This is a genomic window from Enterococcus sp. C74, from assembly GCF_040887125.1.
Classification (GTDB): domain Bacteria; phylum Bacillota; class Bacilli; order Lactobacillales; family Enterococcaceae; genus Enterococcus_B; species Enterococcus_B hirae.
In genome coordinates this window covers 345,346-364,477 of record NZ_JBFOFA010000001.1, presented here as the reverse complement: position 1 = coordinate 364,477, position 19,132 = coordinate 345,346, and the positions used below count along the sequence as shown (strand labels likewise).

Here is a 19,132-nt window from a genome sequence, read left to right as displayed (position 1 = left end):
CCCCCTCATAAGGTTCCTTTTACAAAGCCGTTTGCTTCAACTAATTTTTCTTCTGCTGTCGCTTTATCACTATTGGTTAAAATCATCACAATCGCTAATTTCACATTTTTATCTGCTTCATTAAAATACTTCTCAGCGGTTTGATAGTCAACCTCTGTTGCTTGCATAATGATTCGTTTTGAACGCTCAATCAATTTTTCGTTGGTCGGTTTCACATCGACCATCAAGTTATTGAACACTTTGCCAATCCCGATCATACTAATTGTTGAGATCATATTCAAAATCAATTTTTGTGCTGTACCAGATTTTAGGCGAGTTGAACCGGTTAGAAACTCAGGTCCTGCATCAACTTCGATCGGATAATCGGCATGTTGACTGATTTCAGCATTTTTATTACAAGAAATTGTAGCAGTAGTCGCGCCGATTGTACGAGCATAATCTAAACCGCCAATCACATACGGTGTACGACCACTTGCGGCAATCCCGATGACCATATCATTTTCAGTTAATCCTAAGTTTACTAAATCTTCTTTCCCTAACTCTAAAGAGTCTTCTGCTCCTTCAACCGCAACTGTCATGGCTGCTTCACCACCAGCAATCAAGCCAATGACCATCTCAGGTTCTACACCAAATGTTGGTACACATTCTGCAGCATCTAGCACACCTAAACGGCCACTTGTACCGGCACCCATGTAGATCAATCGACCACCTTGTTGGAAAGATTTAATCGTCTGTTGGATCACTGGTTCGATGCTAGCCAATTCTTTTGAAACGGCTTCGGCAACTTTATGATCTTCTTGGTTCATTAGCTGAACTGCTTGGGTAACACTCATTTCATCAAGTCCAAATGTTTGTTGATTTCGTCGCTCTGTTGTTAGATTTTCTAAATTAATTTGCTTCATTTGTTTTTCCTTCTCTTCTGATTATTTTAAAATTTACCCCTGCACGGATTTGCTCAAGTAGCGGTAACTCGGCTTCGCTTATTTGAGCGACACGATTCACTTTTTCATCTGCTGGTAAATCCTTTTTAGTAATTTGAATCTCCCCCATGTAACGAAGATATCGTTCATTATCTAAAGTAATCGTTCCTTTTGCTCGTTTTTTCGTATCACGAGGAGGAATTCGAGGGATGTTTCTAAACCGTGCATCCGCACTGCGGATAACATCTCTTGCCTCATCTTGCCGATTCATATGGTTTCCTAAAATATACTCGTAAAACTGGGCATCAATTACTTCAGCATGTAGTAAAATTGTTTGTTCTCTTTGATACATGGCAAATTGTTCTTGAACTTCTTCTGAAAGTCCGCCATCACCGATATAAATCAAATCTGTATCGCATGACATCAAATCTAGCGCAGCAGCTAAAGGATGGACATGTCGATGACTTTCTAAAGTAGGTAAACCTTGATATAACGGACCACGTAAGGCTTCGTCCCCTGCCACAAAACCTTGGATTGTAAAGCCTTGTTCTTTTAGCCAATGATTTTTTTTTTGATACCATTTCCGATCTAATCCAGTTTCGGGACGCGGATAGTAATTATGCCATGCTTCAAGTTGAGAAAAATCTGCATTAGCGACTTGTAATTCTGTGACATCTTGTGGAGTGATCGTGCTGGCGTTTAAACTAATTTTGATTTGATGGCTCCAATTCGCAATTTGTTCATTTGAAAGATGATAATCCATTCGTAACCCAGTAACGCCAATCTTTTTTAATGGCTCTAAATCTGCCATCGAAAACCCAGCATGTTTTAAAGCGTCTCCAGAAATATCTACCATTAGATCCAATTGATTTTCTTTGGCACATTCGCCTAGTTCTGTTAACCGTTTTTTATATAAACTAGCATCATCTTCAGGAATATGCATAGAAGTAAATATCCCATCAAACCCATTCTTTGCCATCTTTTGGATATAAGCTTTTTTTTCTATCGTTAAAGCTTCATTCATAAAGATCGAAAAACCAAACATCTGTCTCCCCCTCACGCGATGTATCCGTATTCATTTCTATGAACAGAGTATACCTCTTGTGAAATAAAATTTCAACATTTTTATAAAAATAAATTAATTTTATTTCTAAAAGCGTTTTCGTCGGTTGATAATGATAGGCGATTTCAAAGATTAATGGCTAATTATATAACTAAAGAAAGAACGACACACCGACTAAAAAGTGTTTCATGCGCTGAATGACAGAACAAAAATACGCATCAATCCTTGGTTCATTCTGACCTCTATTTGATTTTATACAACTCATCAGTCCTTATTGACAAAAAGCCACGTAAATAAACGGAAGAATGACAAAAATAGCAAAAACTATTTTTGGATTCTTCCGTTTATCGGTTTCAGAAATCAACTATTTTTTTGATTCATGATACGAATGTTTGACTCCGCTGCTACCCGCCAAAAATGAGTTAAGACTTTATAGTGTTCAGCTCATGTTTACTAGGAAAAGTAACTAATTCCGTATTTTCAACAAAAAAATCAAAGAATGTCTCATTTGGCATAGGATAGAAATAAGCGTTCATGATACGAATCAACGCATTATGACAAACTAATAGGTAGACATTCTCTTCATCCGCAAGACATTCTTCGATCAATGGAACAACTCGAGCATAAACATCTAACACTGATTCACCATTTGGAAAACGCACCGCAAATTCTTGTCGTGCTTCTTGAAAGATTGTTTCATGACTTGGCATCCCGTCGTATTCCCCAAAATCCATTTCGATTAACCGTTCATCTACTTCCATTGGCAAGTGAAGTTTATCGGCAACGGCTTGCGCTGTATCTTTTGCACGTTGTAAAGGGGAATGGATAATCTTCGTGACTGGGATTTGTAATTCTGAAACTTTTTCAGCCAATTTCTCCGCTTGTTTTTGCCCTTTTTCTGTTAACGGGGCATCCGCTCTCCCGCAGACCCGTTCTGCTGCATTCCAAGTTGTCTCGCCATGTCTAGTTACATATAACATTATTCAACGCTCCTTTGTTTGTTCTGGCTCGATTGTAACATAACCAATGAGCAAAACAAGTTTCACTACTTATTGATGACAATGAGTTATTTGAGTGAAATGAGTCGATCAGCTATTTTATTTAAGAAGACTTGGTCATGATCCACAACCAACATTGCAGGTTTAAACGATAAAATCAGTTGCTCCAACTGGACTTGATTGAAGACATCTAAATAGTTCAACGGTTCATCCCAAATATATAATTCCGCTTCTTGAGAAAGCGACTTGGCTAGTTCAACTTTTTTGCGTTGCCCCATACTCATCTGTTCAATTCGGTTATGAAAGACTTCTCTTTCCATCCCTAACTTGCGGAGATTATTTAAAAATGTTTGATAATCAACTTTTTGCTTTTCTGCAAATTCACTGAGCGTACCGCGATTATCTTCATAATTCTGACGCACGTAACTGATCGTTAGTTGATTAGGCTTATGGATCGTACCTGCAGTTATTCCATCAAAATCGTCTAAAAGATAATGGATGATCGTAGATTTCCCTATACCGTTTGCCCCTGTCAACGCCACACATTCGTTTTGGTCAATCGTAAAATTAACGGGCGAAAAAAGCAGCTGTTGATACCCCAGTTGTAAATTCTCCACAGTCAGCAATCGTTTATGATGTGTTTTTTTGACATTCATTGTCAAAGGCTCTACATATTCGATATCCTTCAATAATTTTTCTTTTTCCCCGATTTGCGTTTCCATCCGATTCACGATTGCTTTCGAGCGTTTCATCGTTCGAGCGGCATCCGCACCAATTGCACCACGATTCACTCTACGATTTTCAGTATCGATAAACCCAACGCTTTTTTTCGTCTTATCTCCCTCACGAGATCGGGACCACTCTGCTTTTTCTGCTGCAGTTTTCTTCAAGCGCGTGACTTCTTTTTTGATTTTTTCATTTTGGGCAATCTCAAACTCATTTTTTAACTGCTTTTGCTCTTCATATACTGAAAAGTTCCCCTGATACAGTTCTAATTGGCTTTTTTCAATTGCTAATACATGATCGACCACTTCATCGATAAATCCGCGATCATGGCTGATCACGATAAATCCTTGATTTTTTTTCTGCAAGTAATTAGCTACTTGTTTTCTTCCGACTAAATCCAAATGATTCGTCGGCTCATCGATCAAAGGAAAATGCTGATCATCAACAAAAAGCAGCGCTAAGAGTACTTTTGTTTTTTCACCACCAGACAGTGTGTGAAATGGTCGCCACAAAATCTCTGGGTCAGTTTCCATTAATTGTAGTTCTCTTTCGATTTCCCAAAGTTCAACATCAGCTATCTCATTCAACGCATCATAAGTAAATTGTGCTTCTTCTCCAATTTCTTGAGGGAAATAGTTAAATTCTTGCTGATGGATAATCTGTCCTTGATAAGGTAGTTTATCTTGTAAAATGTTCAATAATGTCGTTTTTCCACGTCCATTCCGACCGATCAATCCTAATTTCCAAGTGGTATCAAAATTCAACGTCGCTTGATCAAATAAGGGTAGCACTTGATTGTCATAACCAAAAGTTAAATTTTTAATTTCTATCTTCGACATTTATATCCTCCTATAAAAAAGACCAGTCCTATTTTCAGAACTGGTCGCCAAAGAAGGGATACAAAAAGAGACCCCACCAATGAAAACTCGCCAATTCTGAAAATCTGCCTGCTATTTTTTATTGAGTAAGTGTTTTTCACATTAAATTCTGCGTGAGCAAGCTTCAACGGGCAATCGTTAGACCGTTTCTCTTCACTCAAACATCGTGATTAATGTAATTTATGCACTTTTCTCATTAATAAAATAGCCTTAATGCAGCTTTCAATCATTGACTTAGTTTTTCAATGGCAAGATCCCTCACTTCGTTTTATTTGTCATTAGGTTAACATAATTATTTTTAAACTGTCAACTAAGATAAATCATCTTCCACTAATCGGCTGAGATTATGTGTCATAATCGCTACTTTTTCGAGGGTTTCTTGACGATCTAAGGCTTTTTTCAATTCAATCGGTCCTAGCTGGATACTAAAAACACTTGGCAGAAATTCATCTAATCGTCCAAGATTTTTTTCGCGACTGCCACATAACGCAATAATTTTTTTCCCATGTTTCTTTGCCAGTTTAGCTACACCATATGGTACTTTCCCATTGATCGTCTGCTGATCGATTCGTCCCTCACCTGTGATCACGAGATCTGCTTGTTTGATGGCTTCTTCTAAACCAATCAGTTGAGCAACAAGTGAAAAACCAGAAACCATTTTACCACCAACAAGCAATAACGCTCCACCGATTCCACCAGCAGCCCCACTTCCAGAAACAGCATTTAAATCAATATTAGTCGTTTGTTTTATCTGTTCGGTTAAATTCGTTGCCTGTTTGTCAAGAAATGCTAAAGTTGTTTTTGTACCACCTTTTTGCTTACCGTAAATTTGAGCTGCTCCTTGTGGGCCACTGTAAAAACTTGTCACATCAGCAGCAACTAGCAATTGAACCTTTTTGAATTTCTCACGGCTTTTGCCCCACTCGATTCGTTTCGTCGTCAGCAGTGGATTTCCCTCTGTAGCCCCAACTAACTTGGCTCCCAGCGACTGCAACAGACCTAAGCCACCATCTGAACAGCCACTCCCACCTAATGTGACAATCACCTGATCAACCTCTTGTGTCAAAGCATCTTTCAAAAGTTCTCCCAAGCCAAAGCTAGAAGCTGATCGAATCGTTTGATCAGTTGGCTCCTTTAATAAATCAAGACCGATTACTTCAGTTGATTCAATCACTGCCAGGCGTTTTCCCGCATAAACCGTGAGTAAATATCTGCAACTTACTTTTCGAAAAAGCAGATCTACCCCTTCGATTACCCGCCATTGACCACCTAAAGCATGATAGATTGCCTCTGCTGTTCCTTCTCCTCCATCAGCAATCGGGCGATTGATTTTTTCTCCTTTTTTTGAAAACCAGCCGTTCAAAGCTGCTTGATTTAATTCAAACGATGAGGCACTTCCTTTAAATGAATCAATGGCTGCTAAGATCGTCATTGTCGTTCCTCCTCTGTACTTTACTCTCATTACTAGTAAGACATGTTTCTCTTTTTTTGACAACCAATACAAGTTGAAAATTTGCAAAAAACAATACTCGGATGGAACTTAGAAACCATTGATGTTGTTTTCTAAAAACAGAAAAGTGACGTTCAAGAATTCACTTCCTTCTTGAACGCCCACTTTCGATTATTGCTATTTGATTCTTGCTGTTTATAAGTGCTTTTTATTTGAAACAACCGACCATGTGGTATTAAGATGCTCATATTTCCTGTTCAAAGAAATTGGTATCACCCTCGTGTTTTCAGTGTCAAATCCACATTGATATACAGTATAATCACAATACACGATTCTGTGCGTAAAATACAAGCATTCATCTGGTAATTCTTCTAACGAATGATAAATCATTGGATTCAGTTCAGTATATTCATTCATTTCGGACATGAGTAGTTCACGATAAAAAATTTGCTTTACAACACTAGGAGCCACAATGAAAATTTCAGTAGGTTGTTCTTCTTTTTCGTCTGTAATCAATGTCATACTTTTGACAAATTTTCTGATCAAGTTGTGATTCCATCTTACTTTTGGATAGTATGTTTCCTTCCAATCATTGAGAATAACTATGATATCCTCATACAGTTTTTTTTCTGCAGTAGTTAATAAATAGATTTGATCAGGGAGAAATACTTGACCATCTGCCCAGATCGTACGAATAAACTGTAAAAATGATTTTTTTAAAATAAAATCATTTTTACAATTTTTGTCAATTCTAGTTACAATTTTTTCGATTAGCTCATGGAGACAAGGCGTGTTTTCAATGAAACTGGTATAAACAACTTCAAAATCTTTTTTCAATAATTCCATATTTTCGTTCGTATAATTTCGTGTGTTAAATAACGAAAAAATATAATACACGTCTTCTTCTTGTATATCTAAATGTTCTTTTTGTTCAGCTACCCCTTGGCTAACAATATGAAATAAAGGCTTTTTTTCAGCTGACTTTTTATCTTCTTCATCAAAATAAAGAGGATATTCTTTACGTCCAATCGCTATTTCAATTCCTCGAACAATCAAAAATCTATCTTCCTCAGAATATCTTCGTTTGAAAAAATGTGTTTCGACAAAATCAATCAATTGGTGACAAGCATCTATTACTTGATGATTTTTATTTTCATACCCTTCCCAATTAATGTATCTCACTAAGGAAAGTAAAAGATTTCGCACGTCAAATTCAGGAATGATAATTTGTTTATTTCTTAAATAGGAATTAGCTTTAAAGAAATCTAAGACTGTCTTTTTGATCGTATAAACTTTACTTAAAGAGATAAACTCAAGATCTGATAATTCCGTACTAGTGAATTGCCCTCTAAAATAATAACTTAAAAATTTTAAAAAATACGATTGTCCATATAAAAACTGTGTTAACTCTGATAATTCAATACCATGTTTAAATATGACTCTATAGATATGCTTTTCTCGCTTAATGTCTTCGATACAATATTCTAAACATTCGGTGATACTTTCAAGATCGTGTAACACAGTAGGCATTGTCACACCTAACATTTTGGCAATATATTCGATATCTATTTCTTGAAATTCAAATAATTGCTCACAAAGATAGACTTTTCTCGAAATATTCCGCTCAATGTAATTTTCCAACATGCCTTTTTCGCTCCTCTAATTTATATATATACTTATTTAAACATATTACTTAAAACCCATTTTTTTTATTTCCTTAAAAGGAAAACGTTTACAAAAACAAAATAAAAAAGTCTGAGCTGGGAAAAAGCTTCTTCCCAGCCCGAACAAACCAATCATTAACTATAAATAAATGACAGTGAAGCATTTTTTGCATCGAGTAAAAAAGATTCAACTAAGGAGGAATCTGTCTTTCATCATTCTGCTTAATACTTTCTCGCTAATTTTAGTCAAAAATATCAACATCGAGTTTTTCGACAACATCTTTTAAAAGTTGGATTCCAGCTGCGCTATTACCAAAAGCATCTAATGCTGGGCTGAAAACACCCATGCCATAATAATTAGGAACAGCTACCATTAGGCCCCCACCGACACCACTTTTAGCTGGAACACCGACATGAACAGAAAATTCCCCTGATTCATCGTACAATCCTGCAGTTGTCATAATTGATTTGACAATCGTTGCGCTTTCTTCTGTAATGATTTGTTGTCCACTCCAAGGAGCAATACCTTTATTCGCTAAGACAGAGCCTAACTTGGCAATCCCTTTAGCAGTCACATTTACTGAACATTGTTTAAAATACACATCGAGGATTTCTGATACATCTCCGTCGATCATTTGATTACCTTTCATGTAATAAGCCAAGGAGCGATTAATATCCCCAGTTCTTGATTCAGAATGATAAATTTCTTCGTTCAATGTAATTTGAGGATCATCACAAATTTCTTTCATAAAAGCTAAAATACGATTGAATTTGTCCTCTGGATCTTTTCCGGCAATCAAAGAAGTGGTTGCAATCGCACCAGCATTCACAAATGGATTCATTGGATGATGACGATGATTGAGTTCCATATTCAAAATCGAGTTAAAAGCAAAACCTGTTGGTTCTGTATTGATCGTTTGAAAGACTTTATCGATGCCATTATCTTGGATGGCTAATAATAATACGGGTACTTTTGACATGCTTTCAATCGCAAAACGAACTTGCGAATCACCCGCTTCGATTAATTGATTTTTCTTCAAATCATAAATTGCCATTCCTAATTGTTCCGGATTTACTTGCGCAAGCGCTGGGATATAATCTGCTACATGTCCTGTTTGATAGTAGTGGAAATTTTTCCCAATCAATTGTTCTAATTCTTTGACATCCATTTTAATAACCAGCTTTCAATTTTTATTTATTATTTGCATGTTGAAATTTATGACGACATGCATAAATCGTAAAAGGAATAACTGCAACAATGAGATATGAAATGACTAAAATCGTTTCATAGATTCCATGTTGGCCTGCAGCAATACTTGAAGGTGGTACAAAAGAAATACAAAAAGCAAATAGTGAAGTCAATAATCCTAAACAAGCGACAATGGTTTTGACAACTTTTCCACCTGGCACTTGATAAGCCCGTTCTAATGAATCATCTTTGTAAACTAATTTTAAATAGCCAATAAAAAACATAAAATACAGCATCAAATAGATAACTACTGTTAGTGACATAGCTGCAAGGAACGATAAATTATTTCCGCCACCACTTAATGTAAAGACAGTTGCCCAAATGGATGCAACGATCCCATTAGCAATCATTAAGTTTGCCGGTACACCATAAGCATTTTCTTTCGCAAAATGTGCGGGTAATAAACCTTCTTCGGCAGCCACATGTAAGGCTTTAGATGGTGAAGTGACCCATGATGCAATTTCTCCAATAACCCCTAAGCACACTAAGATAGCAAGAATTTTTGCAATCCAAGCAAGACTGGGATCAATGTGTCGCAATAAAAATTCAAGAGATTGAATAACCCCTGTATTGAGTGATAATCCTTGTTGAGGAACAGTTGTTGCCACTGTCAATCCACCAAATGTATCCAAAATAATCGCTAATATAACTAATACGAACATCGCTAGTGGATAATTCTTTTTAGGATTTTCCATTTCATTTGCATGACTAGCAGAAGTTTCTACCCCCATATACGCTAAAATAAATGAAACAAAAACGACTAATGTTGGTAATTTTGAAAAATCAGGTATCAATGTTTTCATTGATAGTGTCGTTTGTAAGGGTGCGCCAGAAGCCACATAGTGGATACCTAATCCGAATAGAACTAGTGCTGGTAACAAGATCCCTGCAATAAACCCGATCCGAGCAATCAATGAAGTATATTTTGTCCCTCTTAATTGAGACAATAAAATAGCCCAAAAAATAATTAAAAGAATCGCTAATTTCAAAAACTTATTATTTTGGATAGCAGAGATTCCTGTTGCATAAGATAATGCTCCTGTCAGGAAATACAGCATCGTTAAGTAACCAACTGTGATTTCAAACCATTGGAAAAAGATAGCAGCAAATCCAAATCTTTTACCTAGCGTGCGACTTACCCAAGTGTAGACACCGCCTTTTTCCCAGCCTTTAACAGTTGCCATTTCAGCCGCACATAATGCTACCGGAATAAACCATAACAAACCGCCTAACAACAGGAAGAAAACCAAACTAAAGCCCGATGTCGCAAATGTTGGGTACTCATAAAGTGAAACAACCATTGAGATCGTCATGGCTAAAAAGCCAAAAAATGTTAATTTCTTCGCAGGAATTTTCGCTTTGCTTTCTTGCATGAAACTTCCTCTTTTCTACTATATTTAATTTATTTATTTTCAAAAAACGTGAAATCTAATCCTTCTTCTTGTTCTTCTTTCGTCGTCGTGATGATCGTTAGACACATGATGCTCTTTAAGATACCTGCTGTGATCGCATAAGCGTATAAGGCAACTAGACAAACACCGATGATTTGAACACCTAATAGGAACCAGCTGTGTGAATCAGAGAGCAAATGAGCATTTGTAGCAAAAAGCCCAATTAAGATGGTTCCAGTAAAACCACCCATGCCATGTACACCCCATACATCAAGTGCATCATCCCAATTTTTCTTCTTACGAAATGCAACAGCATACTGACAAACAATTCCGGCAATGATTCCGATGATGATGGCACTTCTTGGATTGATATAGCCTGCACACGGTGTAACTGTTGCAAGTCCAGCGACAGAACCAGTTAAAATGTCGACAAAATCAAAACCATTCCCTCTGATTTTCGCTAAGATCAACCACGTCATCATCGCAAATGCCAACGCAACAAAAGTTGAACCAAAAGCATTGACCGCTTGGTAATCTGCTCGGAGTGCCCCTCCAGCATTAAATCCAAACCAGCCAAACCAAAGAAGACCTGTTCCAATAGCTGCTGCCATCAAACTACTATGTCCGGATCGTTTAGAAGTAGGAATCTTTCTTTGTCCAAGTGTCAAAATACATGCCAGCGAGCCGAAACCTGCAGTTGTATGGATGACAGCACCACCAGCAAAATCTCGGAAGCCTAATTGTGCTAAAAATCCGCCTCCCCATATCCAGTGACAAACAGGGAAATAAATCAGAAGATTCCAAAAAATCAAAAGCAAAACATAACCTTTAAGATTCAATCTTCCAGCAAAGGCCCCCGTCATCAATGGAACGGTGATTACGATGAACATCAATTGATATAAAAAGAACATCAAAAAAGGAATCGTTGCTCCATGTAATAAATTAGGTGCGTTAGAGACATGCTTCATTAAAAAAAAGTCAGCTGGATTACCAATTAGTCCACCGATATCTCTACCGAAAGCTAATCCAAAACCACCAAATATCCACATCAAAGTTGTTATTCCTACTGAAAGAAACGACTGTGCCATAATAGTTGTGATGTTATTTTTCCGTGCCAACCCGCCATAAAAAAATGCCAAGCCAGGAGTCATCAAGCAAACCATTGCGGTACATAAAATCATAAATGCTGTATCACCTGTATTGATAGGTAAATGATTCATTCGTTTTCACCTCTTTTCTATGGTTTGAGTATAAGAAATTTTAACATCTGTTTTTTGTTTATCTTTTTGCGTTTTGTATCGTCAAATCCGAAATAAACTAAAATATTGTTCTAATTACTTCTTAAAAATCTTACCTTATTTAATATGTATCCGTTTTTTTAATCACTTTATCCAGCTGTCTGATGGACTTTCAGAGAAAATCGGCACAATAATAATGCTGTTTTTTGTTTTTTTATTTTGTTATCGTTCAACTTTTTGAACAAAAATAAACTTTCTCTTTATTTTTTTCATTAAACTGAATCATTAGTAAACAAAACAAAAAAGAGTCTGGACATCAATCCGACTCTTTCTATGTAATAGATATATAAATGGTGTTCGATTCGCACAGAATTGCTTCACACGTTTAAATTCTATTCAATTGCTTTAGTGTTAATCCAAAGATTGGTCCAATCGCTAGTACACATAGAAGTGTTCCGATACCAATAGGGGCACCTAATAATACGCCCACAATGACCATTAGTGCATCTAAACCGATCCGAATAAAAGTTAAACTAAATCCCGTAAATTTAAAAAGCAATTGAGTCAGTGCTTCTAATGCAGCAGATCCTTTGTTTGAAGAAACATATAATCCCGCTCCAACCCCAAATAAAATAGGGGCTAAAAGAACTGCCATGATCGAATAGCCAGTCATGTTAACTGAAAGTTTATTTAGCCATGGTTCAATCTGTCCAATCAGTAATCCCAATCCAAAACCATTGATTAAACTACCGATCCCTAATTCTTTTCGATTGAAGATAGCAACGATTCCTAACACTACTGCATTAAACAACAAACTAGCTACCCAAAAGGGAATATCGATCAACGTCAACATTCCTAATAAAAAAACACTGATCGTATCTGCGCCTTTATGTGCAGTGATCAATAATGTGATCGCTAATGCAATCATACTTGTCCCTAAAATCACTTGTATTATTTTTTTTCGTTCTAATTTATTCATTTTTCCTCCATCAAACCAAAAGATCCGCTTGTTGAACGATCAGATATTAAACAAATGACGATACATTTATCATATCTGATATGCCAACTAAACCTATGGAGCCTATTTTACTATTAAATAGGAAGAAATAACTATCATCTATTACGGCTACCACTGAAATAATTAACGTAAAAGTAAGCGATTTATCTGGTATAATGAGAAAAGGTTTACATCGTTAAAAGAACGAATGTTTTTCTAAAAAATTTTTCCAGCTTTTTCACCCATACATTCTTAATCTTCTTTATGATACTCATATTTTTCAAAGTCTACTTTATCTAGCCATAAGAACCTTTGAGCCCAATTATTGACATCAAAAAAGTTTAAAATGTTCGGATCAACTGGCTGAAAAGGTGAATGCAGGAATTCCGGCAATTCATCCAAATTTCGTTCCTGCAGTAAAAAGATATTTTGAGGATTATAAAAATAGTAGCTTTTAATTGCTTCATTGTCAGTCACTAACTTTTTCTCAAAAAAACTAGATTCAAAAGTTCGTAAAGTGACTCCTTTTTGTCCTGCTCTCATGAGTTCTAAAATTCCTTGTGATTGTGCGGTCAATGCTAAATAATCTGCGTAAGAAAGATAATTCGCCTGCTCATTTCCTCGTGAAGGTAAAATATAATAATTGGTTGTAAGTCCACGCTGTTCAAATTCCTTGCGATAGCTCTCTGCTAGCTCCTTACGACCATTATCAGTGGCACCAAAAAACAAATCAGAAGTGACTTCCACCTGAGGAATCTTCATCTTTTTAGAATAAAATGAACTATTGTGGCGTAATCCAAGTTTTTGCGCCTCTATCCGGTCAAAATGGTATATTTCATCGACGGCCGATTCGTTTTGTGCTTGTTGAAGCATTCTAAAGTGTTCCTCTTCTTTCAAATGATTCCAAAAGTATAAAACGATTTTAGCTGTTGTATAAGGGCGGATCTTCGCAGCTATTTCCGTTTCGAATCCATAATCTAAAAAAACGATCAATTCATATTCTTTCAATTTGGGATGGAAAAAATTAAAATACACTGGATCTAATAAATCTTTTCCCGAAATGACATCTAATGAATCAATCGAGGGTAAAAAATACAACGCTTTATCTTTTGCAACCAATAAGATAGGCAATTTTGACATTCTGGTTTCCTCACTTTCCTATGACCATTATGGTTCATTTGATTAATTCAATAGTAACATGAAAATTAGTGATTTTTTGCTATCATAATTTCTTCCCTTAGGAAAAGACAAACAAAACGCTCTCTTATTAGGGTTTGCTCCTACTATCAAGTTTTACGCTTACATAGGAAATTTATGACAAACATATGATGTTTTCATTAAAGTAGAAATTTTTATTTACAGAATTGTTGAAATTGTCAGATAATTTGCTATGATATAAAAAGTTATTTTTCTACTTAATATAGTTATCAATCATTTGACTGCGATTGTTTTGCCGTCAATAGTTTAGTCTTAGAAAAGGGGTTGCTTATGGAGAAAACTGAAACAAACAAACTAAAAAAACAACTAAGTTCCAGACACATCACGATGCTAGCACTGGGGGGGGCTATTGGTGCGGGACTATTTAAAGGAAGTGGCGAAGCTATTGGGATTGCCGGTCCTGGTGTCTTGATTGCTTTTTTGATTGGTGGGGCTGTTTTATTCATCGTAATGAATGGTCTTGGTAAATTAGTTTTAGATGACGGGGATACCCAGCATGGATTATCGGGGCTTGTTCGACCTTTTTTAGGTGCCCATTCTGCTGACTTTATCGACTGGGTTTACTATTCATTATGGACGATCAATATTATTGCCGAAGCTGTAGCGGCAGCATCCTTCTTACAATTATGGTTTCCAACGATTCCACCTTGGACCTTTGTCTTAATTCTAGCCGTGTTGACAACGTTGATTAATTTATATTCTGTGCGGTTATTTGCTGAAACTGAGTATTGGTTGGCATTTGCTAAAATCAGCGTAATCATATTGTTGATTATCTTCGGGATATACCTGGTAGGTCATCAAATGTTTGACATTGGGGTCTTTCCTACACTAAACAGTATTACAGATCATGGTGGCTTTGCCCCTCATGGTATGAAAGGAATCGTCAACTCGTTACTCGTAGTTATTTATTCTTATGGTGGCTCAGAATTGATTGCGATCACAGTAAGTGAAGCCGACAATCCCAAAAAAGCGATTCCTAAGGCAATTCGTGGAGTAATGGGACGAATCATTTCATTTTATATCATTCCATTGTTCTTGTTGTTAATCATTTTCCCTTGGGATACCTTGGCAAACTCATCTGCTAGCCCATTTGTGATGGTATTTGAAAAAATGCATATTCCGTTTGCCGCTGATCTTGTAAACTTTGTGATCATCTTAGCGCTCTTTTCTTCTATCAACTCAGGTGTATATGCTTCTTCACGTTTGCTGTATTTCCGTTTAAAAGACAAAAAAGGTGCAGCAAAAAAACTATCTGTTTTAAATAAACACCATGTTCCACAACGTTCCGTATTATTTTGCGCAAGTGTTTTATATTTAGGCGTTGTTCTTTCTTACTTTGTTGGTGACAAACTATTTGGCTATTTGGCTGGTTCTCTTTCCTACACTGTCTTAGTCATCTGGCTTATGATCAGTATTGCAGCCTTTATCCTTGCTTTAAAGAAAGGTTCTCTTTTTGAAAAAGGGGTAAACTTATTAGCAATCGTAGTTTTAGGATTGATCTTTGTAGGAATCTTCTTCACTAATTCAATTGGTGTGACATTATTGACTGCCCTTCTTTACTTGGTGATTTTCTTTAGCTACCGCAAGAAAAATGATATCTTTGCTTAAAAGCCCTATAAATAGCTTGAGTTCCTTAAGCCAAAAACAAGCAACTAAGTTGTACCAAACAATTTAGTTGCTTGTTTTTTTGTAAGCTGAGAAGATAAAAGTTGGGGAAAAAATAAAAGGAGTGTTTTTAAATGAAAAAGTATTGGAAATTTTTATTAATGATTGGGGTATCGACCGTCATCATGTTTGGTATGATGTATTTGAATGTCTACTCGATCGATCATCTTTTCTTTAGTCGTACACGGGTGTTCATGGCATTGATGATGGGCGCTGTAATGGCGATCATCATGCTCTTATTTATGTGGAAAATGTATGAGAATAAAACATTGAACAAAATTATTTTAGGGGTAAGTGTCTTAGTATTTGCCGGTTCTTTGTTTATGGTCCGTAGTCAAACAACAGTCAGTGATGTCGCTTGGATGAAAGCCATGATCCCTCATCATTCGATTGCTATTTTAACCAGTAAACGTGCCAATTTGAAAGATCCTGAAGTCAAGAAATTAGCAAACGACATCATCGAAGCGCAAGAAAAAGAAATCGAACAAATGAAGAAGTTGATTGAAGAACAAAAATAAGTATATCGTAAAAAAACGCCCGAAACATTGCTGTTTTGAGCGTTTTTTTGATTCAAATATTCCGAGAGTTTATTCGTTTGTATCGATACCAAGCGTTCCATTCGGCTTTTCGTCTATTTTTGCGATCCCTAATCCAGTAAAGGCGCTAACCATTGAAAAAACTGGTGAGAGTAAACTGAAAAAGACAAATGGTAAGTATGTGAGGGTTGGAATCCCAAAGGTACTAGCTACAAAGCTGCCCGCAATTCCCCAAGGTACAAGGTAATTGATCACTGTGCCACCATCTTCTAACGTTCTACCTAAAACAGTTGGGTCAAACCCAGCTTTCTGGTAAGTCTCTTTGAACGCATTCCCAGGTAAGATAACTGATAAAAATTGTTCTCCAATAAAGAGATTGACACCAATACTTGTCATCAATGTGGTGAAAATCAATTTTGGTGTATTGGTCATTTTCTTAGAAACGACATCCATAACAGTTGAAATCAAACCGAATTCAATGAGTAATCCACCAAGTGATAATGTTAAAATGATCAAAGAAACAGTTGGCATCATACTTTCGATCCCACCACGACTAAGTAATGAATCAATTTGTTGATTGCCAGTAGTTGCAACGAATCCAGATTCAATCACTGTCGCTAAACCACTAAGAGAAGTTTGCGGATTCTGAATAAAGATCATCCCCACCGCCACAGCTATATTTAATAGAATAGTCAAGATAGCTGGTACTTTTTTCCAAGCACATAATAACATCAAGAACAAGGGAATCAACGACCAAAAAGAAATTGTAAAGTTTGCTTCTAGGATATCAGTGACTTCTCGGATAGCCGTTAGACTAGTTTCTCTATTTGTGTGTCCAAGAACCATGAACAAAAAGAAGGAAACGACAAAAGCTGGAACCGTAGACCACATCATATGTTTGATGTGCTTGAATAGATCGGCATCAACGATTGCTGCGGCTAGATTGGTTGACTCTGACAAAGGAGACATTTTATCTCCAAAAACAGCACCTGAAACAATTGATCCCACGACTAACGCTGGATTAATTCCTAATGTCGTACCAATACCGAAAAATGCGATCCCAATCGTTGACATGACAGTAAAAGCACTCCCTACTGCACTACCGACGATAGCACAAACAACAAATACAGAAGGAACAAACCACTTGACACTTATCAATTTAAAACCAATAACCATAAGTGTCGGGATAATTCCTGCTTGGATCCACACCGCAATCAGTGCGCCGACTAATATAAAGATAAAAATCGGAATGATTCCCGGTTTGATTCCATTGATAATTCCTTCATGTAACCACTCTGTTGGGTATCTTTTCACTACAGCGTAAAGCATGATCATTCCAATTGCTGCTAAGATCGTAATGTTTGGTGATAATTTTAATCCGACAACCCCAATTGCTATACTTGCCACAATCACCAATAAGACAAATACAGCTTCTTTAAAACTCGGTTTTCCTTTTTTCTTCATAATCATTCTCCTTTTTTAGTTAATCGAAGTACTAAAAAAGAATAGATATCGAATGACTCCGCCACAATTCATGAGCATTTCCCCCTCTAATCAAACAAAAAGAACTATTTTCAACTAAGGACGAATGACTCCGCGGTACCACCTTAATTAAAAACAGTTCTGTTTTTCACTTTGATTTAACTATTTAGTTTTTATTCCTTTTCATGTAATTCGACATTTCGGCTTGATCGGTTCGCAGCTACCACCGACTTTCTGAACAAAACACCTGAAACGCTACTATGTGAAAAGTTGACTTTCATGAAGTTTACCTTCTGCGAGATTTTTTGTCAATACAAAATGACTATTTTTTTCAAATCATAAATCATTATTTATTTAAAAAGTCGAACCAGTTAACTGACTTTTTTCTAAAAGTTGTTGGTGTTCTTCCTGAATCTTTGTCAATAAAGCTGGTTGTTCGAATAAATCTAAAGCGGTAGACGCTAATAGTTCTGCTGCAATGGCGATCGATGCCAACCCTTTTTCACTTTTTGCGGCTGCTTTAAACTCTTCCGAATGTCCAGCGATATACTCATCTGAAATCGAAATAGTTGGTTGAATCGTCGGAATCACTTGACTGACATTCCCTACATCAGAGGACCCTAAGCTGGTCTTTTCTGTTACATCGATTTCCGTTTCTGGAACTCCAGCTGCTTTTGCATGTGTAAAAAACAACTCATCGAAAGAAGGTGTCGGAATCATATGATCTACCGCATTTTGAAACAAACCAAATTCATAGCTTGTGCCCGTACTCAACGCAGCCCCTTTCACGATTTGTTCCACTTTTTTAAAGACTATATCTAATGTTTGGCGATTGCCAGCACGTAAATAAAAACGTCCTGCAGCATATTCAGGGATGACGTTAGCAGCAACTCCGCCGTTAGTGATGATCCCATGGATATTGACATCTTTAGGTAATTGTAAGCGTAGTGCGTTGATACCATTAAAAACTTGAATCAGTGCTTCTAATGCGTTTACTCCCTTTTCGGGTGCTGCAGCAGCGTGAGAAGCAACTCCATAAAATTTGATATCAACTGGATCATTAGCTAGCGATTCGGTTGTTTTTCCGTAACGGTAAGCTGGATGAGCACATAAAGCAGCCGCCACATCGTCAAATAATCCCTCACGAACAAAGCTCCCTTTCGCTGAACCATTCTCTCCTCCTTCTTCCCCTGGTGTTCCATACACTCGGATCTCACCACCAATTTCGTCAATTTGTTTCTTAATGATACTCGCGGCTAATACGGAATACGTTCCAAAAAGATTATGTCCACACGCATGTCCAATTCCAGGAAGTGCATCAAATTCAGTTAAAAATGCAATCGTCGGACCTGGCTTATCTGAGCGATAGCTAGCAGCAAATCCTGTACGGTGTCCAGCGACCTCCTTTTCAACTGTAAAGCCTTCTTTTTCTAATTGGCGAATCAATGCAGCAGATGAATAAAATTCGTAATTGCTCACTTCTGGATGTTGATGGATATCCAAGGCAAGTGCTTGATATTCTGGTAATCGTTCTTGGATCGCTTCTTTCAATAAACTGGATCGATTCGTTGAAATAGTTGATGTAGTCATAAAAAAATTCCTCCTTGTATGCTGGCTTCAGATAAAAATTTCTAGTTCATTTGAGCTGTACTTTCTG

General features: G+C 36.8%; 15 protein-coding genes. 2 read left to right on the top strand and 13 right to left on the bottom strand.

The window, feature by feature from the left end; all coding sequences use genetic code 11:
- Positions 1-5: 5 nt before the first annotated feature.
- The 11 genes from murQ to AB3H93_RS01730 form a co-directional block, all read right to left on the bottom strand.
- Entirely contained in the window at positions 6-902 is an 897-nt protein-coding gene (gene murQ / locus AB3H93_RS01780; protein ID WP_010738315.1) for an N-acetylmuramic acid 6-phosphate etherase, read from the bottom strand.
- Positions 889-1,965 carry a DUF871 domain-containing protein gene (locus tag AB3H93_RS01775; protein ID WP_368020033.1) on the bottom strand — a complete coding sequence of 359 codons (1,077 nt, stop codon included), beginning with the start codon at positions 1,963-1,965 and terminating at the stop codon, positions 889-891. The genes murQ and AB3H93_RS01775 overlap by 14 nt, the downstream gene beginning before the upstream one ends.
- 440 nt (positions 1,966-2,405) lie before the next feature.
- The gene (locus tag AB3H93_RS01770; protein ID WP_368020032.1) at positions 2,406-2,963 is read right to left on the bottom strand and encodes a histidine phosphatase family protein; all 558 of its coding nucleotides are present in this window, start codon (positions 2,961-2,963) and stop codon (positions 2,406-2,408) included.
- Positions 2,964-3,049: 86 nt separating this feature from the next.
- Complete coding sequence (locus tag AB3H93_RS01765) at positions 3,050-4,546, bottom strand: Lsa family ABC-F type ribosomal protection protein (RefSeq protein ID WP_034699765.1); 1,497 nt, start codon at positions 4,544-4,546, stop codon at positions 3,050-3,052.
- A 349-nt stretch (positions 4,547-4,895) separates the two neighbouring features.
- Positions 4,896-6,017 carry a glycerate kinase gene (locus tag AB3H93_RS01760; protein WP_368020030.1) on the bottom strand — a complete coding sequence of 374 codons (1,122 nt, stop codon included), beginning with the start codon at positions 6,015-6,017 and terminating at the stop codon, positions 4,896-4,898.
- Positions 6,018-6,230: 213 nt separating this feature from the next.
- On the bottom strand, positions 6,231-7,679 hold the full coding sequence (locus tag AB3H93_RS01755; protein WP_368020029.1) for a hypothetical protein: 1,449 nt from the start codon (positions 7,677-7,679) through the stop codon (positions 6,231-6,233).
- Between the two features lie 262 nt (positions 7,680-7,941).
- Complete coding sequence (gene glsA, locus AB3H93_RS01750; protein ID WP_368020028.1) at positions 7,942-8,868, bottom strand: glutaminase A; 927 nt, start codon at positions 8,866-8,868, stop codon at positions 7,942-7,944.
- A 22-nt stretch (positions 8,869-8,890) separates the two neighbouring features.
- A complete protein-coding gene (locus tag AB3H93_RS01745; RefSeq protein ID WP_010738322.1) occupies positions 8,891-10,321 on the bottom strand; it encodes an amino acid permease in 1,431 nt (476 codons plus the stop codon).
- A 29-nt stretch (positions 10,322-10,350) separates the two neighbouring features.
- On the bottom strand, positions 10,351-11,559 hold the full coding sequence (locus AB3H93_RS01740) for an ammonium transporter (protein ID WP_240273544.1): 1,209 nt from the start codon (positions 11,557-11,559) through the stop codon (positions 10,351-10,353).
- 403 nt (positions 11,560-11,962) lie between these two features.
- Positions 11,963-12,556 carry a YitT family protein gene (locus AB3H93_RS01735; protein WP_368020027.1) on the bottom strand — a complete coding sequence of 198 codons (594 nt, stop codon included), beginning with the start codon at positions 12,554-12,556 and terminating at the stop codon, positions 11,963-11,965.
- Between the two features lie 270 nt (positions 12,557-12,826).
- Positions 12,827-13,714 (bottom strand): hypothetical protein, encoded by an 888-nt coding sequence (locus tag AB3H93_RS01730; RefSeq protein WP_010738325.1) that lies wholly within the window; start codon positions 13,712-13,714, stop codon positions 12,827-12,829.
- A gap of 348 nt (positions 13,715-14,062) precedes the next feature.
- Between AB3H93_RS01730 and AB3H93_RS01725 the strand changes: the two genes are divergently transcribed.
- The gene (locus AB3H93_RS01725; RefSeq protein WP_010719900.1) at positions 14,063-15,400 is read left to right on the top strand and encodes an amino acid permease; all 1,338 of its coding nucleotides are present in this window, start codon (positions 14,063-14,065) and stop codon (positions 15,398-15,400) included.
- Positions 15,401-15,531: 131 nt separating this feature from the next.
- Positions 15,532-15,975 carry a DUF305 domain-containing protein gene (locus tag AB3H93_RS01720; protein ID WP_034699754.1) on the top strand — a complete coding sequence of 148 codons (444 nt, stop codon included), beginning with the start codon at positions 15,532-15,534 and terminating at the stop codon, positions 15,973-15,975.
- 69 nt (positions 15,976-16,044) lie between these two features.
- Here AB3H93_RS01720 and nhaC read toward each other — a convergent pair whose 3' ends face one another.
- Both nhaC and AB3H93_RS01710 read right to left on the bottom strand, forming a co-directional pair.
- Positions 16,045-17,457, bottom strand: coding sequence for a Na+/H+ antiporter NhaC (gene nhaC, locus AB3H93_RS01715; protein ID WP_081127832.1), 1,413 nt, complete (start codon positions 17,455-17,457; stop codon positions 16,045-16,047).
- Positions 17,458-17,829: 372 nt separating this feature from the next.
- Positions 17,830-19,065: a M20 family metallopeptidase gene (locus AB3H93_RS01710; RefSeq protein ID WP_342081593.1), complete on the bottom strand. Its 1,236-nt coding sequence runs from the start codon at positions 19,063-19,065 to the stop codon at positions 17,830-17,832.
- Positions 19,066-19,132: the final 67 nt, after the last annotated feature.

Coding starts and splice junctions, on each gene's coding strand:
- murQ (WP_010738315.1), bottom strand. CDS start 902: ATGAAGCAAATTAATTTAGAAAATCTAACAACAGAGCGACGAAATCAA.
- AB3H93_RS01775 (WP_368020033.1), bottom strand. CDS start 1,965: ATGTTTGGTTTTTCGATCTTTATGAATGAAGCTTTAACGATAGAAAAA.
- AB3H93_RS01770 (WP_368020032.1), bottom strand. CDS start 2,963: ATGTTATATGTAACTAGACATGGCGAGACAACTTGGAATGCAGCAGAA.
- AB3H93_RS01765 (WP_034699765.1), bottom strand. CDS start 4,546: ATGTCGAAGATAGAAATTAAAAATTTAACTTTTGGTTATGACAATCAA.
- AB3H93_RS01760 (WP_368020030.1), bottom strand. CDS start 6,017: ATGACGATCTTAGCAGCCATTGATTCATTTAAAGGAAGTGCCTCATCG.
- AB3H93_RS01755 (WP_368020029.1), bottom strand. CDS start 7,679: ATGTTGGAAAATTACATTGAGCGGAATATTTCGAGAAAAGTCTATCTT.
- glsA (WP_368020028.1), bottom strand. CDS start 8,868: ATGGATGTCAAAGAATTAGAACAATTGATTGGGAAAAATTTCCACTAC.
- AB3H93_RS01745 (WP_010738322.1), bottom strand. CDS start 10,321: ATGCAAGAAAGCAAAGCGAAAATTCCTGCGAAGAAATTAACATTTTTT.
- AB3H93_RS01740 (WP_240273544.1), bottom strand. CDS start 11,559: ATGAATCATTTACCTATCAATACAGGTGATACAGCATTTATGATTTTA.
- AB3H93_RS01735 (WP_368020027.1), bottom strand. CDS start 12,556: ATGAATAAATTAGAACGAAAAAAAATAATACAAGTGATTTTAGGGACA.
- AB3H93_RS01730 (WP_010738325.1), bottom strand. CDS start 13,714: ATGTCAAAATTGCCTATCTTATTGGTTGCAAAAGATAAAGCGTTGTAT.
- AB3H93_RS01725 (WP_010719900.1), top strand. CDS start 14,063: ATGGAGAAAACTGAAACAAACAAACTAAAAAAACAACTAAGTTCCAGA.
- AB3H93_RS01720 (WP_034699754.1), top strand. CDS start 15,532: ATGAAAAAGTATTGGAAATTTTTATTAATGATTGGGGTATCGACCGTC.
- nhaC (WP_081127832.1), bottom strand. CDS start 17,457: ATGAAGAAAAAAGGAAAACCGAGTTTTAAAGAAGCTGTATTTGTCTTA.
- AB3H93_RS01710 (WP_342081593.1), bottom strand. CDS start 19,065: ATGACTACATCAACTATTTCAACGAATCGATCCAGTTTATTGAAAGAA.